The sequence below is a fragment of the Pseudomonas quebecensis genome (assembly GCF_026410085.1).
Classification (GTDB): Bacteria; Pseudomonadota; Gammaproteobacteria; order Pseudomonadales; family Pseudomonadaceae; genus Aquipseudomonas; species Aquipseudomonas quebecensis.
Map to the genome: position 1 here is coordinate 3,402,764 of NZ_CP112866.1, position 15,942 is coordinate 3,418,705.

At 61.9% G+C, this 15,942-nt stretch carries 15 protein-coding genes; 12 read left to right on the forward strand and 3 right to left on the reverse strand.

The annotated features are described in order from the left end of the window. The first annotated feature begins 36 nt into the window (after positions 1–36). Together OSC50_RS15770 and OSC50_RS15775 are read left to right on the forward strand one after the other, a co-directional pair. Positions 37–1,335: a serine/threonine protein kinase gene (locus OSC50_RS15770; RefSeq protein WP_181079980.1), complete on the forward strand. Its 1,299-nt coding sequence runs from the start codon at positions 37–39 to the stop codon at positions 1,333–1,335. Then, complete coding sequence (locus OSC50_RS15775) at positions 1,328–2,116, forward strand: MlaA family lipoprotein (RefSeq protein WP_181079981.1); 789 nt, start codon at positions 1,328–1,330, stop codon at positions 2,114–2,116. Before OSC50_RS15770 ends, OSC50_RS15775 begins: the two co-directional genes overlap by 8 nt. A gap of 52 nt (positions 2,117–2,168) precedes the next feature. On the opposite strand, the gene OSC50_RS15780 is transcribed toward OSC50_RS15775, so the two are convergent. Beyond that, positions 2,169–3,083 carry a DUF808 domain-containing protein gene (locus OSC50_RS15780; protein WP_266248652.1) on the reverse strand — a complete coding sequence of 305 codons (915 nt, stop codon included), beginning with the start codon at positions 3,081–3,083 and terminating at the stop codon, positions 2,169–2,171. 135 nt (positions 3,084–3,218) lie between these two features. Here OSC50_RS15780 and OSC50_RS15785 point away from each other — a divergent pair, with 135 nt between their 5' ends. Next, positions 3,219–3,824, forward strand: coding sequence for a TetR/AcrR family transcriptional regulator (locus OSC50_RS15785; RefSeq protein ID WP_181081890.1), 606 nt, complete (start codon positions 3,219–3,221; stop codon positions 3,822–3,824). A gap of 101 nt (positions 3,825–3,925) precedes the next feature. Here OSC50_RS15785 and OSC50_RS15790 read toward each other — a convergent pair whose 3' ends face one another. Further along, entirely contained in the window at positions 3,926–4,366 is a 441-nt protein-coding gene (locus tag OSC50_RS15790; RefSeq protein ID WP_181081891.1) for a GlcG/HbpS family heme-binding protein, read from the reverse strand. A 256-nt stretch (positions 4,367–4,622) separates the two neighbouring features. Between OSC50_RS15790 and gcl the strand changes: the two genes are divergently transcribed. The 9 genes from gcl (at position 4,623) to OSC50_RS15835 (ending at position 15,330) form a co-directional block, all read left to right on the forward strand. Next, the gene (gene gcl, locus OSC50_RS15795) at positions 4,623–6,398 is read left to right on the forward strand and encodes a glyoxylate carboligase (RefSeq protein WP_253511601.1); all 1,776 of its coding nucleotides are present in this window, start codon (positions 4,623–4,625) and stop codon (positions 6,396–6,398) included. A 10-nt stretch (positions 6,399–6,408) separates the two neighbouring features. Then, a complete protein-coding gene (hyi, locus tag OSC50_RS15800) occupies positions 6,409–7,182 on the forward strand; it encodes a hydroxypyruvate isomerase (RefSeq protein WP_266248650.1) in 774 nt (257 codons plus the stop codon). 40 nt (positions 7,183–7,222) lie between these two features. Beyond that, complete coding sequence (locus OSC50_RS15805; protein WP_181081894.1) at positions 7,223–8,113, forward strand: 2-hydroxy-3-oxopropionate reductase; 891 nt, start codon at positions 7,223–7,225, stop codon at positions 8,111–8,113. A gap of 111 nt (positions 8,114–8,224) precedes the next feature. Next, the gene (locus OSC50_RS15810; protein ID WP_266248648.1) at positions 8,225–9,505 is read left to right on the forward strand and encodes a glycerate kinase type-2 family protein; all 1,281 of its coding nucleotides are present in this window, start codon (positions 8,225–8,227) and stop codon (positions 9,503–9,505) included. Further along, positions 9,495–10,910 (forward strand): pyruvate kinase, encoded by a 1,416-nt coding sequence (gene pyk / locus OSC50_RS15815; RefSeq protein ID WP_266248647.1) that lies wholly within the window; start codon positions 9,495–9,497, stop codon positions 10,908–10,910. Before OSC50_RS15810 ends, pyk begins: the two co-directional genes overlap by 11 nt. Positions 10,911–11,048: 138 nt before the next feature. After that, entirely contained in the window at positions 11,049–11,924 is an 876-nt protein-coding gene (locus OSC50_RS15820; protein WP_181081897.1) for an urea transporter, read from the forward strand. Between the two features lie 31 nt (positions 11,925–11,955). Continuing rightward, entirely contained in the window at positions 11,956–12,780 is an 825-nt protein-coding gene (locus OSC50_RS15825; RefSeq protein WP_181081898.1) for an ion transporter, read from the forward strand. A gap of 96 nt (positions 12,781–12,876) precedes the next feature. Then, positions 12,877–13,881 carry a sulfate ABC transporter substrate-binding protein gene (locus tag OSC50_RS15830; RefSeq protein ID WP_181081899.1) on the forward strand — a complete coding sequence of 335 codons (1,005 nt, stop codon included), beginning with the start codon at positions 12,877–12,879 and terminating at the stop codon, positions 13,879–13,881. Positions 13,882–14,133: 252 nt separating this feature from the next. Beyond that, positions 14,134–15,330, forward strand: a complete 1,197-nt coding sequence (locus OSC50_RS15835; RefSeq protein ID WP_253511588.1) for an MFS transporter — start codon at positions 14,134–14,136, stop codon at positions 15,328–15,330. Here OSC50_RS15835 and phnN read toward each other — a convergent pair. After that, positions 15,301–15,888 carry a phosphonate metabolism protein/1,5-bisphosphokinase (PRPP-forming) PhnN gene (gene phnN / locus OSC50_RS15840; protein ID WP_266248644.1) on the reverse strand — a complete coding sequence of 196 codons (588 nt, stop codon included), beginning with the start codon at positions 15,886–15,888 and terminating at the stop codon, positions 15,301–15,303. The two genes, OSC50_RS15835 and phnN, sit on opposite strands and share 30 nt — an antisense overlap. Positions 15,889–15,942 lie beyond the last annotated feature (54 nt).

A 15,942-nucleotide genomic window follows, 5' to 3' on the forward strand; every position in this document is an offset into this window, starting at 1 on the left:
ACTTCATTCAGCACGTTTCCTCTTAGGGATTAAGTCATGCTCCGTTCCTTGCGCTGTGCTGCCTTACTGGGCAGCCTTTTTTTGAGTGCGTCAGCACTGGCCGTCGACATCGACCAAGCCAGCTATGGCTACCCTTTGACCAACCCGTTCGAAGCGACCATTGCCACGACGCCGCCGGACCTTCGGCCTACGCTGCCGACCGACGACCAGATCAACCAATCCGACTACACCCTGAACATGCGCCCCGAGCGCGAGTTCAGCCTGCCGGACAACTTCTGGGCGGTGAAGAAACTCACGTATCGCATCGCCAAGCAAGACCGCGCCGCGCCGCTGATCTTCCTGATCGCGGGCACCGGCGCGCGCTATGACAGCAGCCTCAACGAGTACTTGAAAAAGCTGTATTACCAGGCCGGCTACCACGTGGTGCAATTGTCGTCGCCCACCAGTTTCGACTTCATCAGCGCTGCCTCGCGCTTCGCCACCCCAGGCATCACCCAGGAAGACGCCGAGGACATGTACCGCGTAATGCAGGCGGTGCGCGCGCAGAACGCTTCGTTGCCGGTCACCGACTTCTACCTCACCGGCTACAGCCTCGGTGCCCTGGATGCGGCCTTCGTCAGCAAACTGGACGAGACCCGTCGCAGCTTCAACTTCAAGAAAGTGCTGCTGCTCAACCCGCCGGTCAACCTGTACACCTCGATCACCAACCTCGACAAGCTGGTCCAGACCGAGGTCAAGGGCATCAACAACACCACAACGTTCTATGAGCTGGTGCTGAACAAGCTGACCCGTTACTTCCAGCAAAAGGGCTATATCGACCTTAACGACGCCCTGCTCTACGACTTCCAGCAATCCAAGCAGCACCTGACCAATGAACAAATGGCCATGCTGATCGGCACCTCGTTCCGCTTCTCCGCGGCCGATATCGCCTTTACCTCGGACCTGATCAACCGCCGCGGCCTGATCATTCCGCCGAAGTACCCGATCACCGAAGGCACCAGCCTTACACCGTTCCTCAAGCGCGCACTGCAATGCGATTTCGACTGCTACCTCACCGAACAAGTGATCCCGATGTGGCGCGCGCGCTCCGACGGCGGCAGCCTGCTGCAGCTGGTCGACCAGGTCAGCCTGTATGCGCTCAAGGATTATCTGCACGCCAGCCCGAAAATCGCCGTCATGCACAACGCCGACGACGTGATCCTGGGCCCGGGCGACCTGGGCTTCCTGCGTAAAACCTTCGGCGATCGCTTGACCGTCTACCCACTGGGCGGCCACTGCGGCAACCTCAATTACCGCGTCAACGCCGACGCCATGCTGGAGTTCTTCCGTGGCTAAATATCTTCTGCTGCTCGCCGCCCTGATGTGCGCAGGCGTGGCCAATGCCGACAACAGCAAGGCTCACGAGCCGACGCAATTGGGCGATGACGGTTTCAAACAACCGCTGACCAAGCTCAAGTTCAATCCGGGCCTGGACCAGCGCGAGTTCGAACGCTCCTCGCTCACCGCACTTAACGTGTATGACCCGCTGGAGTCGTGGAACCGCCGCGTTTATCACTTCAACTACCGCTTCGACCAGTGGGTGTTCCTGCCGGTGGTCAACGGCTACACCTACGTCACCCCAAGCTTCCTGCGCACTGGTGTGAGTAACTTCTTCAACAACCTGGGCGATGTGCCCAACCTGATGAACAGCCTGTTGCAACTCAAGGGGCATCGCTCGCTGGAGACCACCGGGCGCCTGCTGGTCAACACCACCATCGGTATCGCCGGCTTGTGGGACCCGGCCACCGCCATGGGCCTGCCGCGCCAGAGCGAAGACTTCGGCCAGACCCTGGGCTTCTACGGCGTGCCGGGCGGCGCCTACCTGGTGCTGCCGATCTTCGGCCCGTCGAACCTGCGTGACACCACCGGCTTGCTGGTGGACTACACCGCCGAGTCGCAGATCAACTTCCTCAATGTCTCCGAGGTCAGCTCCAACCACCCGGAGATCTGGGCCCTGCGCGCGGTGGATAAGCGCTACCAGACCAGCTTCCGCTACGGTCAGATGAACTCACCCTTCGAATATGAAAAGGTGCGCTATATCTATACCGAATCGCGCAAGTTGCAGATCGCGGAATAAATAACGCTCACAAAAAAGGCCATTCATGAATGGCCTTTTTTGTGCCTGCGATTTAAGCCTTGAGGGCCTTCCAAGCCTTGCCGATTCCACTGACCAGCGCCAAGACCACAGCCCCCGCAATGATTCCCGCCAGCGCATTGAGCAGCGTCGGCATCAGCCACGCCATCGCGCCCGCACTCTGGCTGACCGCCTCGATCCAGTGATGCACCACCGGCACGCCATGAGTAAGGATGCCGCCACCGACCAGAAACATCGCCGCCGTGCCGATCACCGACAGGCTTTTCATCATGTACGGCGCCGCACGCAGGATGGCACCACCGAGCCCACGCGCGACCTGGCCGGGTTTCCGGCTCAGCCACAGGCCCAGGTCGTCCAGCTTGACGATGCCCGCCACCAACCCATAAACGCCGATGGTCATGACGATGGCAATACCCGACAGCACCACCACCTGCTGCATCAGCGGCGCATCGGCCACAGTGCCCAGGGTGATCGCGATGATCTCGGCCGAGAGAATGAAGTCGGTGCGCACCGCGCCTTTGATCTTGTCCTTTTCAAAGGCCACCAGGTCGGTGGCCGGGTCAGCCACGGCCTGGGTCAACTGCGCATGCTCGACCTGGTCTTCGGCCTTGCTGTGCAGGAACGTGTGCGCAAGCTTCTCGAACCCCTCGAAGCACAAGTAGGCGCCACCCAGCATCAGCAACGGCGTAACCGCCCAGGGCGCGAAGGCGCTGATCAACAGCGCGGTAGGCACCAGGATCAATTTGTTGATAAACGAACCCTTGGCCACCGCCCACACCACCGGAATTTCCCGCTCGGCACGCACCCCGGACACCTGCTGGGCGTTGAGCGCCAGATCATCGCCGAGCACACCGGCGGTCTTTTTCGCGGCGACTTTGGTCATCAAAGCCACATCGTCGAGGACTGCGGCGATATCGTCGATCAATACCAGTAAACTGCTTCCTGCCATGAAACGCGCATCCGTAAAAGAAAAGTTGGCGCGAGCATAGCGCGGCACAACGCTTTGCGGGAGCCTTGTTGAGACTCGCGGATAGCCGGTGCTACCATGCCAGACCGCCTGTCCTGGCAAGGAAAACCCTGGTTTATGAGCACCATTCGCGAGCGCAATAAAGAAAAAATCCTGCGGGCGGCCAGCGAGGAGTTTGCCGACAAGGGCTTCGCCGCGACCAAAACCAGCGACATCGCCGCCAAGGCCGGGCTGCCCAAGCCCAACGTCTACTACTACTTCAAGTCCAAGGACAACCTCTACCGCGAGGTGCTCGAAAGCATCATCGAGCCGATCCTGGCCGCGTCCACGCCGTTCAACCCCGAAGGTGAACCGGCGGTGGTGCTGAGCAATTACATCCGCTCGAAAATCCGTATCTCCCGCGACCTGCCCTTCGCCTCCAAGGTATTTGCCAGCGAAATCATGCATGGCGCCCCGCACCTGAGCGCCGAGCAGGTCGAGCAACTCAACGCCCAGGCCAAGCACAATATCAACTGCATCCAAAGCTGGGTGGATCGCGGATTGATCGCGGCTATCGACCCCAATCACTTGATGTTCAGCATCTGGGCCGCGACCCAGACCTATGCCGATTTCGACTGGCAGATTTCCGCGGTGACCGGAAAAGCCAAGCTGGATGAGGCCGATTATGAAGCGGCGGCGCAGACCATCATTCGGTTGGTGCTCAAGGGCTGTGAGCCGGACTGATACACCGCAGAGCCGGTGCCCATCGGGGGCAAGCCCCCTCCCACAATCAACATTGTGGGAGGGGGCTTGCCCCCGATGAGGCACTGAAAGTCACACACTGTTTAAGCCGACACACCCGCATCCGCCATTAACCCCACCCCCTCGATCGCCGTGATCGCACACTGCTCGTCAATATCCGACGTATCCCCACTGATCCCAATCGCCCCCAGCACCACACCGTCCTGATCGCGAATCAACACCCCGCCCGGTGCCGGCACCACGCTGCCCTGCCCCAGGCTGTTCAGCGCGGCGATAAACGCCGGGCGTTGTTGCGCATCCAGCGCCAACAGGCGCGAACCCTTGCCCAGCGCTATCGCGCCCCAGGCCTTGCCGATGGCGATCTGCGGGCGCAGCAGGCTGGCGCCGTCTTCACGTTGCAGAGTGATCAAGTGGCCGCCGCTGTCGAGCACCGCGATGGTCAGTGGCGCAGCGCAAATCGTGCGGCCGGCGGTAAGGGCCTGGCTGGCGAGTTGGGTGGCGGTTTTCAAGGTTAAAGCGCTCATGGTGCCGTCCTTCTTTTGTTATTGGGAAAGCGATGGTGGTCTGATTGATCAGATGCTCGATCACACAAATAGAACACAATGATTTATTATTTTGTATACAATATTTCTCCAAAAACCCACCATACGTCGAAAAAAGGCGTTCCGGCGAGCTCGATCAGTCACGAATAAAATGCGTTGACCTGCGAAGCTCCCCGTGAATACACTTTGACCAAACACCACTTGTATACAATTACAAAACGCAAGAGGCACCAAACCCATGAGCAAAATGAGAGCAATCGAAGCCGCTGTCCTGGTAATGCGCCGTGAAGGCGTGGACACCGCCTTCGGTATCCCCGGCGCCGCGATCAACCCGCTGTACTCGGCCTTGCAGAAAGTGGGTGGCATCGATCACGTCCTTGCTCGCCACGTTGAAGGCGCCTCGCACATGGCCGAGGGTTACACCCGCACCAAGGCCGGCAATATCGGCGTGTGCATCGGCACCTCGGGCCCGGCCGGCACCGACATGGTCACCGGCCTCTACAGCGCCTCGGCCGACTCGATTCCGATCCTGTGCATCACCGGCCAGGCGCCGCGTGCTCGCATGCACAAGGAAGACTTTCAGGCGGTGGACATCACCAGCATCGTCAAACCGGTGACCAAGTGGGCCACCACGGTGCTCGAGCCGGGCCAGGTGCCCTACGCGTTTCAGAAAGCCTTCTACGAAATGCGTTCGGGCCGCCCCGGCCCGGTGCTGATCGACCTGCCGTTCGACGTGCAGATGGCCGAGATCGAGTTCGACATCGACGCTTATCAACCCCTGCCCCTGGCCAAGCCGCTGGCCACCCGCGTGCAGGTGGAGAAAGCCCTGGCCCTGCTCGACCAGGCGGAGCGCCCGTTGCTGGTGAGCGGTGGCGGCGTGATCAACGCCGACGCCAGCGAGCTGCTGGTGGAGTTCGCCGAACTGACCGGCATTCCGGTGATCCCGACCCTGATGGGCTGGGGCACGATCCCCGACGATCACCCGCTGATGGTGGGCATGGTCGGTCTGCAGACCTCGCACCGTTACGGCAACGCAACGATGCTCAAGTCGGACGTAGTGCTGGGCATCGGCAACCGCTGGGCCAACCGCCACACCGGGTCGGTCGAGGTGTACACCGAAGGCCGTAAATTCATCCACGTGGACATCGAGCCGACGCAGATCGGCCGCGTCTTCACACCGGACCTGGGCATCGTTTCCGACGCCGGCTCGGCCCTGACGATGTTCATTGAAGTAGCCCGCGAATGGAAAGCCGCCGGCAAGCTCAAAGACCGCAGCGCCTGGCTGCATGATTGCCAGCAACGCAAAGCCACCCTGCAGCGCAAGACGCACTTCGATGCGGTGCCGGTCAAGCCGCAACGGGTGTACGAAGAGATGAACCAGGTGTTCGGCAAAGACACCTGCTACGTCAGCACCATCGGCCTGTCGCAGATTGCCGGCGCGCAGTTCCTGCATGTGTACAAGCCACGCCATTGGATCAATTGCGGCCAGGCCGGCCCGCTGGGCTGGACGATTCCGGCGGCGCTGGGGGTGGTCAAGGCCGATCCGAGCCGCAAAGTGGTGGCGTTGTCCGGCGACTACGACTTCCAGTTCATGATCGAAGAACTGGCGGTAGGCGCGCAGTTCAAGCTGCCGTACATCCATGTGGTGGTGAACAATTCCTACCTGGGTCTGATCCGCCAGGCCCAGCGCGGTTTTGAAATGGACTACTGCGTGCAGCTGTCTTTCGACAACCTCAACGCCCCGGAGCTCAATGGCTATGGCGTGGACCACGTGGCCGTCGCCGAAGGCCTGGGGTGCAAGGCCCTGCGCGTGTTCGAACCAGGCCAGATCGCGCCGGCATTACGCCAGGCCGAGGCAATGATCGAAGAATTCAAGGTGCCGGTGATCGTTGAGATTATTCTGGAACGGGTGACCAATATTTCCATGGGCACCGAGATCAACGCCGTCAATGAATTCGAAGACCTGGCCCTGGTCGGCAACGACGCGCCGACTGCCATTTCCCTGCTCGATTAAGGAGAACCCTATGCCGCGCTTTGCCGCCAACCTGTCCATGCTGTTCACCGAACAGGACTTTCTCGCCCGCTTCAAAGCGGCCGCCGATACCGGTTTTCAAGGGGTCGAGTACCTGTTCCCCTACGAATTCAGCTCTGCCGAGATCAAGGCGCAACTCGACACCCATGGCCTGACCCAAGTGCTGTTCAACCTGCCGGCCGGTGACTGGGCCAAGGGCGAGCGCGGCCTGGCGTGCCATCCGGACCGCGTCGAGGAATTCCGCGCCGGGGTCACATTGGCTATCGCTTACGCCCAGGTGCTGGGCAATACGCAGATCAACTGCCTGGCGGGTATTCGTCCGGCCGGCGTGGACGAAAAGCTGCTGGAAGAGACCTTCGTCGCCAACCTCAAGTACGCCGCCGACAAGCTGCAAGCGGCAGGCATCAAGCTGGTCATGGAGGCGATCAACACCCGCGACATCCCAGGCTTCTACCTGAACAACACCGCCCAGGCCCTGGCGATCCGCGAGCGGGTGGGCAGTGACAATCTGTTCCTGCAATACGACATCTACCACATGCAAATCATGGAAGGTGACCTGGCCCGCACCATGGCCGCGCACCTGGGTGAGATCAATCACATCCAACTGGCGGATAACCCGGGGCGCAACGAGCCGGGGACCGGGGAGATCAACTATCGCTTCCTGTTCGAGCATCTGGACCGGATCGGATACACGGGTTGGGTCGGCTGTGAATACAAGCCGCTGACCACCACCGAAGCGGGCCTTGGCTGGCTCAAAACCCTGTGAGGAGGGGCCCCCCCTCCCACAATAAGAAGAGGCATTCATCATGGCTAAAATCGGCTTTATCGGCACCGGCATCATGGGCCAACCCATGGCCGCGAACCTGCAGAAAGCAGGTCATCAACTGTTCCTCTCCGAGCACCACGGCAAGGCTCCGCACGCGCTGATCGATGCCGGCGCCGTGGCCCTGGCCAACCCGCAGCAAGTGGCTCAGGAAGCCGAGTTCATTATCGTCATGGTGCCGGACACCCCGCAGGTCGAGGACGTGCTGTTCCGTGCCGACGGCGTGGCCGCCGGGCTGTCGCCGAACAAGGTGGTGATCGACATGAGTTCGATCTCGCCCACCGCCACCAAGGCCTTCGCCGCCAGGATCAACGAGCACGGCGCGCAGTACCTCGACGCGCCGGTGTCCGGCGGTGAAGTCGGCGCCAAGGCCGGCACCCTGAGCATCATGATCGGTGGCGAGCCACAGACCTTCGAGCGCGCCCTGCCGCTGTTCCAGGCCATGGGTAAGAACATCACGCGGGTAGGTGGCAATGGCGATGGCCAGACCGCCAAAGTCGCCAATCAGATCATCGTGGCGCTGAACATCCAGGCGGTGGCCGAAGCATTGCTGTTCGCCGCCAAAAACGGTGCCGACCCGGCCAAGGTGCGCGAAGCGCTGATGGGCGGCTTTGCCTCGTCGAAAATCCTTGAAGTGCACGGCGAACGCATGATCAAGGGCACGTTCGATCCGGGCTTCCGCATCAACCTGCACCAGAAGGATTTAAACCTGGCGTTGGCCGGTGCCAAGGAATTGGGGATCAACCTGCCGAACACTGCCGGTACTCAGCAGGTGTTCAGCACGTGCAATGCCCTGGGTGGCGGGAATTGGGACCATTCGGCGCTGATCAAGGGCCTGGAGCATATGGCGAATTTCTCGATTCGCGATCAGTAACGCCGTGATCGAATGTGGGAAGGGGCTTGTCCCCTCCCACAGTTGGCCTTTTCCAAGGCCAAGGCTGAAATAGCTGCACGTCTAATAACAAAAATATCCGGGAGCCCGCTTATGTCGGTCGATCCGCAACACCTGCTTCGCGAGCTGTTCGCCACAGCCATCGACGCTGCCCACCCGCGCCAAGTTCTCGAACCTTTTCTGCCCGTCGACCGCAGCGGCCGCGTGATTGTGATCGGTGCCGGCAAGGCCGCCGCAGCCATGGCGCTGGTGGTGGAAAACTGCTGGCAAGGCGAAGTCACCGGCCTGGTGGTCACCCGCTACGGGCATGGCGCGCCATGCAAGAAAATCGAAGTCATCGAAGCGGCTCACCCGGTGCCCGACGCCGCCGGCCAGGCCGTGGCGCAGCGCGTGCTGGCGTTGATCAGTAATCTGGGCGAAGACGACCGGGTGATCTTCCTGCTCTCCGGCGGCGGCTCAGCCTTACTGGCCTTGCCCGCCGAAGGCATTACCCTGGCCGACAAGCAGGCCATCAACAAAGCCCTGCTCAAGTCCGGCGCGACCATCGGCGAGATGAATTGCGTGCGCAAGCACCTCTCGGCGATCAAGGGCGGGCGCTTGGCCAAGGCCGCCTGGCCGGCCACGGTGTACACCTACGCGATTTCCGATGTGCCGGGCGACCAGGCCACGGTGATCGCTTCCGGACCCACCGTGGGCGACCCGAGCACCTCGCAACAGGCACTGGCGATCCTCAAACGTTATCGCATCGACGTGCCCGCCTCGGTGCACCATTGGTTGCAGAACCCGGCGTCGGAAACCGTCAAGCCCGGCGACCCGGTGCTGGCCCGCAGCCATTTCCAATTGATTGCCCGCCCGCAGCAATCCCTTGAAGCAGTGGCGGTGAAAGTGCGCCAGGCCGGTTTCAGCCCGCTGATCCTCGGCGACCTGGAAGGCGAAGCGCGGGACGTGGCCAAGGTGCATGCCGGTATCGCCCGGCAGATCGTGCAGCATGGCCAGCCGCTGGCGGCGCCGTGCGTGATTCTGTCCGGCGGCGAAACCACCGTGACCGTACGCGGCGACGGCCGTGGCGGTCGCAACGCCGAATTCCTGCTGAGCCTCACCGACAGCCTCAAAGGCCTGCCCGGCGTTTACGCACTGGCCGGTGACACCGACGGCATCGACGGCTCCGAAGATAACGCCGGCGCGCTGATGACCCCGAGCAGCTACGCGCGCGCCGAAGCCCTCGGCCTGTCGGCCAGCGATGAGCTGGATAACAACAATGGCTACGGCTATTTCGCCGCCCTCAACGATTTGATCGTCACCGAGCCGACGCGCACCAACGTCAACGACTTCCGCGCCATCCTGATCCTCGAGACTGCCCACCATGACGCCTGACAAAAAGGTCAAAATCCTCGCCACCCTGGGCCCGGCCATCGACGGGATCGATGACATCCGTGAGCTGGTTGAAGCGGGGGTGAATATCTTCCGTCTCAATTTCAGCCACGGTGAGCATGCCGACCACGCCCAGCGCTACCAGTGGATCCGTCAGGTGGAGCGTCAGCTCAACTACCCGTTGGGCATTCTGATGGACCTGCAAGGGCCGAAACTGCGGGTCGGGCGTTTTGCCGACGGCTGCGTGCAACTGGTGCGCGGCCAGGCGCTGCGCCTGGATCTGGATGAAACCCCGGGGGATGAGCGCCGGGTCAACCTGCCCCACCCGGAAATCATCGCGGCCCTGAAACCAGGCATGGACCTGTTGCTTGACGACGGCAAGCTGCGCCTGCGGGTGGTCACCAGGCACAAAGATGCCATCGACACCACGGTGCTGAACGGCGGCGAATTATCCGACCGCAAAGGGGTGAACGTCCCACAAGCGTTGTTGGACCTGAGTCCCCTTACCGCCAAGGACCGCCGCGACCTGAGCTTCGGCCTGGAGTTGGGCGTGGACTGGGTGGCGCTGTCGTTTGTGCAGCGTCCGGAAGATATCCGCGAGGCCCGCGAGCTGATCGGCGACCGGGCGTTCCTGATGGCCAAGATCGAGAAGCCCTCGGCCGTGCAGCACCTGCGGGAAATCGCGCAACTGAGCGATGCAATCATGGTGGCTCGCGGTGACTTGGGGGTGGAGGTGCCGGCCGAGAGCGTGCCGCAGATCCAGAAGCGCATCATCCGTACCTGCCGCGAACTGGGTAAACCCGTGGTGGTGGCTACGCAAATGCTCGAATCCATGCGCTTTTCCCCGGCGCCGACCCGCGCCGAAGTCACCGACGTGGCCAACGCCGTGGCCGAAGGCGCGGATGCGGTGATGCTGTCGGCGGAAACCGCGTCGGGCGAATACCCACTGGAAGCCGTGCAGATGATGAGCAAGATCATCCGCCAGGTGGAAAACGGCCCGGACTACCAGACTCAACTGGAGGTCAACCGGCCTAAAGCGGAAGCCACGGTTTCCGACGCCATCAGCTGTGCGATTCGTCGTATCAGCAGCATCCTGCCGGTGGCGGTGCTGGTGAACTACAGCGAGTCCGGCAGCTCCAGCCTGCGCGCGGCACGGGAGCGGCCGGTGGCGCCGATCCTCAACCTGACGCCAAACCTGTCCACCGCACGGCGGTTGAGTGTGGCGTGGGGCGTGCATTCGGTGGTCAACGATCGACTGCGCCAGGTGGACGAGGTGTGTTCGACGGCGCTGGAGATTGCCCAGGCCCAGGGGATGGCAGAGCGCGGGGATACGTTGGTGATTACTGCCGGGGTGCCGTTCGGGCAGCCGGGGTCGACCAACTCACTGCGCATAGAGGTGTTGATCTAGCGTCTGTAGCGGCCCCATCCGGGGCAAGCCCCTTCCCACATTGGACTGCATTCACAGCTATGACTCTGTGAACCCAATCAAGTGTGAGAGGGGGCTTGCCCCCGATGGGTTTCACCCCGGTCCAACTGAATACCCACCATGCACAACCCAACCTGCCCCGACTGGGCCGAAGCCCTGCTCAACGGTTTCAGCCAGATTTTCCTGCAGCGCCACCCGCTGTGCGGCCTGCTGTGCCTGCTGGCGATCCTGATCAGCGCCCCGGCGTTGCTCGGCGGTGCGTTGCTGGGTGGCGTCGCCGGCTTGCTCACGGCCCAGCGCCGAGGGTATCCAAAGGCTGAGCGCCAGGCCGGGCTGTATAGCTACAACGCTGTGCTGCTGGGGTTGCTGATCAGCCAGTCCTTCCCATGGTCGGCGTTGTTGCCACCGCTGATCCTGGCGGGCGGCGGCGTCAGCGCGATGCTCACGCGGCAGTGGTTGAAACATGCCAGCCAGCCCGATGATTTGCCCGCCTATACCGCGCCTTTTGTCGGCCTGGGCTGGCTGCTGCTCGGCAGCGCGCCGCCCGGCGAGGTGGATAGGATCGGCGCCGACGTCCTGGGTTTGCTCAGCGCGCCCTTCACCGGTCTGGCACAGGTCATGCTGCTGGACCAGCCGCTGGCCGGCGGCCTGATTGCGCTGGGCCTGTGGCTGGCCAGTCGCCGCGCCGCGCTGTGGGCCTTGGCCGGCGCCGGCAGCGGCGCATTGCTCGCCCTGGGGTTGGGCGAAACCCCTCACGCCCTGCTCGGCCTGCACAGTTACAACCCGGCGCTGGCGGCCCTGGCATTGAGCCAGATCAGTCGCCGCACCTGGCTGCCGCTGGCCGGTATCCTGCTGGCGATCCTGCTGACGCCGGGCTTTGCCGCCCTGCACCTGCCGGCACTCACCGCGCCGTTCATCCTCGCGTGCTGGCTGGTGCGCGCCAGCCGCAGGATGCTTCGGAAACCGCGCATGGACAGCCCCTTCGAATCCCCCTAGGCTTGCTCGAAAATCGAGTCAGGCGGGATTTATGGACAGCAACAACGATTGGCGTCAGCGGCTCTACGTCATGGTTTTCCAAAGCGACACGGTGGCCGGGCGGCGGTTTGACGGCATCCTGCTGCTGATCATTCTGGCCAGCCTGGTGATCGTGATGCTCGACAGCATCGACCAGGTGCACCAGAACTACGCCGACGTGCTGGCCTATATCGAATGGGGCTTCACGCTGATCTTCGCCATCGAGTACGGCCTGCGCCTGTACTGTTCGCCCAAACCGCTGCGCTATGCGTTCAGCTTTTATGGGTTGGTGGATTTGCTGGCCATCGTGCCCGGCATCCTCGCCTTGTATTACAGCGATGCGCAGTACCTGCTGATCATCCGCATCATTCGCATGCTGCGGATCTTCCGCGTGCTCAAGCTGAGCCCCTACCTCAAGCAAGCCAATTACCTGATGTCGGCACTGCGCGGCAGCAAGCAGAAGATCGTGGTATTCCTGGTCAGCGTGTGCACCCTGGTGACCGTGTTCGGCACCTTGATGTATGTGATCGAAGGCCCGGAACACGGGTTTACCAGCATCCCCAAGGGTATCTACTGGGCCATTGTGACCCTGACCACCGTCGGCTTTGGCGATATCGTGCCCAAGACCCCGCTGGGCCAGGTGATTTCGTCGCTGGTGATGATCACCGGTTACTCGATCATTGCGGTGCCCACCGGGATTTTTACCGCCGAACTGGCCAGTGCCATGCGCGGCGAGCAACTGCACACCGACTGCCCGGTGTGCCACAAAGACACCCACGAACCCAACGCAGCATTCTGCTCGCGCTGTGGCAGCAATCTTTTTAAGAAAGTGGAATAAGCAAAGTTCTTTTTAATCTTTAAGCGACTATGCGGCCCCGGCTATAGTCGCTGGCATTGTGCCTGTCCCCTCTTCTCGAACAACAAGGAATGAGCAGTGAAAAAACTCCTTAGCGCCTCTCTCCTGGCCGCCGGCCTTGCCCTGGCGGGCGCCGTGCAGGCCGCCCCCGTCACGCTGCTTAATGTGTCCTACGACGTGATGCGCGATTTCTACAAGGACTACAACACGGCGTTCCAGAAGCACTGGGAGGCCGAGCACCCGGACGACAAGCTGACCTTGCAGATGTCCTTCGGCGGTTCGAGCAAACAGGCACGCTCGGTGATCGATGGCCTGCCGGCCGACGTGATCACCATGAACATGGCCACCGACATCAACGCCCTGGCCGACAATGGCAAACTGGTGCCGGACAACTGGGTCACACGCTTGCCCAACAACAGCGCGCCGTTCACCTCGGCCACGGTGTTTATCGTGCGCAAAGGCAACCCCAAAGCCCTCAAAGACTGGCCGGACCTGCTCAAGGACGGCGTGCAGGTGATCGTGCCCAACCCGAAAACCTCGGGTAACGGCCGCTACACCTACCTGTCGGCCTGGGGCTATGTGCTCAAGAACGGCGGCGATGAAGAGAAAGCCAAGACATTCGTCGGCAAACTGTTCAAACAGGCGCCTGTGCTGGACACCGGCGGCCGCGCCGCCACCACCACATTCATGACCAACCAGATCGGCGACGTGCTGGTGACCTTTGAAAACGAAGCGGAAATGATCGCCCGTGAATTCGGCCGCGATCAGTTCGAAGTGATCTACCCAAGCGTGTCCGCCGAAGCCGAGCCGCCGGTGTCGGTGGTGGACAAAGTGGTCGAGAAAAAAGGCACCCGTGCCGCCGCCGAGGACTATCTGAAGTACCTGTGGTCGCCGCAAGGCCAGGAAATCGCCGCCAGCAACTACCTGCGCCCACGTGATCCGGCGGTGCTGGCCAAGTACACCGACCGTTTCCCTAAAGTCGACTTCCTGTCGGTGGAAAAGACCTTCGGTGACTGGCGCACCGTGCAGAAAACCCACTTCAATGATGGTGGTGTGTTTGACCAGATCTACTCCGGTCAATAACTGAACACATGCAGTAAACCTGTGGGAGGGGGCTTGCTGTGGTGAACGGGCTTGCCCCCCCTCCCGCAGAGTTATTTCAGCCTTTGAGACTTGTGTAGCCCCCTCCCACATTGGTTTTGCGCGGGGGGGCTGGGTAGATGTTTCTGAATGTATCATCAGCCGACATAAGTACTATCATCCCAAGCGGCCTACTCGTCGCTAAGCCTTGCATTTACCCTCGCAGGCCATCTTCCTTCGCTTTATGAGAACACCATGAACGCTACCCCACACCCAACGAGCACCATGACCCGAGGCATGGTGATGCTGTTTGCGTTTTGCTGCGGCGCCATCGTCGCCAATATCTACTATGCGCAGCCGATCATCGAACTGATCGCGCCGGACATTGGCCTCACGCCTGCGATGGCCAGCCTGATCGTGTCGCTCACGCAAATCGGCTATGCCTTGGGCCTGTTTTTCCTGGTGCCCCTGGGTGACTTACTGGAAAACCGCAAACTGATGATCACCACCACGGTGGTGGCCATTGCCAGCCTGCTGGGCGCGGCGTTTACCGAGCAACCGAACCTGTTCCTGCTGGTGTCGCTGTTGATCGGCTTCAGCTCGGTGTCGGTGCAGATCCTGATTCCCCTGGCCGCGCACCTGGCGCCCGCCGAGTCCCGCGGCCGGGTGGTCGGCAGCATCATGGGCGGCCTGCTGTTGGGCATTCTGCTGGCGCGGCCGGTGTCCAGCGTCGTGGCGGACCACTTCGGCTGGCGCGCGATGTTTATGGCCGCAGCGGCGTTGATGGCGTTTATCAGCGTGGTGCTGATGCTCACCATCCCCAAGCGCCAGCCCGATCACAGCGCCAGCTACGGCCAACTGCTGCGCTCGCTGGGCACCTTATTGCGTGAACAACCGCTGCTGCGTCAACGCGCGTTTTACCAGGGCTGCCTGTTTGCCACCTTCAGCCTGTTCTGGACCGCGGCCCCGCTGGAGCTGGTGCGCAACCACGGCCTGAGCCAGACCCAGATCGCGATCTTCGCGCTGGTCGGTGCCATCGGCGCCATCGCCGCGCCGATCGCCGGGCGCCTGGCCGATGCCGGTCACACCCATCGCGCGTCATTGCTGGCCATGCTGTTCGCAGCGCTGAGCTTCCTGCCGGCCTTCGTACATCCGCTGTACAGCGTGATTGGCCTGGCGGTCACCGGCGTGGTTTTGGACTTCTGCGTGCAGATGAATATGGTCCTCGGCCAGCGCGCCATTTACGCCCTGGACGCCAACAGCCGCAGTCGCTTGAACGCGCTGTATATGACCAGCATCTTTATCGGTGGCGCCTTCGGCTCGGCGATTGCCAGCAGCGTGTACGAACACGGCGGCTGGCTGGGGGTGATGCTGGTGGGCAGCGCGTTTCCACTGGTGGCGTTGTTGCGGTTTCTGAGCGCATCACGCCGAGGAGCCGTCGCAACAGCCTGAATAGTCATGCGCCAGGCAGCACAGTAAACGCTCGACCGTATGCTCGAGCGGCCCTGAGTTATCCAGCACGAATAATGGCGCGCTGTTGCCGGTGATCAATTCTTCGGTAAACCGTGCATTGCGCGCCAGCCGCTCTTCAATCTCAACCAGAGACTCACGCCCGCGCGCGCTCAAACGCTGCCGCAGCACCGCCTGATCAACCGTCAGTAGCAGTACCAGCGAAGAAGGATAACGCTCGCGGGTCACCGCCAGGTGCGCGCGCGAACCATTGACCAGCACGTCCTCTCCTGCCGCCAGCCAGTCGTCGATCACTGTTGGAATGCCATACCACAACCCATTGGCCTGCCAGCTCAGCGCAAATGCCCCTTGCACCTCCATCGCGGCGAACTGCTCGGGGCTCACCCCCTGCGCGGCCTCACCCACTGCTTCCGCCGAGCGGGTAATCACGCGACGCACAATGCGGCAGCCGCGCTCGGCCAGACGCGCACGCGCTGCGTCCAACAGGCTGTCCTTGCCCGAGCCCGATGGGCCGATGAGATAGATCAACCTGCCTGCCATTGAAACAGCCTCTGCGTTTATCTCCAGCCGTATTGAGCGGCTGGCAGCACCTGG